This window comes from Pseudomonas sp. 05T35 (genome assembly GCF_056396605.1).
The window spans coordinates 1-408 of record NZ_JBFTLU010000994.1 but is presented as its reverse complement, the minus strand read 5'-3'; the positions used below and the strand labels follow the sequence as shown (position 1 = coordinate 408).

Annotated in this window: 1 pseudogene; it reads left to right on the top strand. The window is 51.2% G+C overall.

The annotated features are described in order from the left end of the window. Positions 1-247 (top strand): annotated as a pseudogene (locus AC1DH9_RS31080) (hypothetical protein); the annotation flags it as partial. Between the last annotated feature and the right edge of the window lie 161 nt (positions 248-408).

Below are 408 nucleotides of genomic sequence, written 5' to 3'. Positions count from 1 at the left end.
GCTCAACGGTGCACGCAATCAAATCGATCTGAACGACCAGGCACTGTGTGCCTTGAAAGAGTGCTTCACATTGATGGCCTGGCAACTTGAACTGGTCGACGTGACTACCGGCCAACTCAGCCTCGATGACGCCGAACAGATATCGTTGATCGAAGCCTTCGCAATGGAAATTGGCCGTGCCCCGACGCGCCTGGCATTACCCTCCAAGCCATTCGCATGCGCCCCACTTTCGGCAAGACATGCCTGAGTTGCATCAAGTTATGTGCCGGGCCGTTTGATTATCTTCGGCATTTCCATCAACAACCTTCGCATTGCAATTGAATATTTCGTCTCTTTTAACGACAGAATCAAGTTAATCACCCAACTATTACTTATCGTCTTCCGCCCCCTGAACTACCGGTCCAGAGC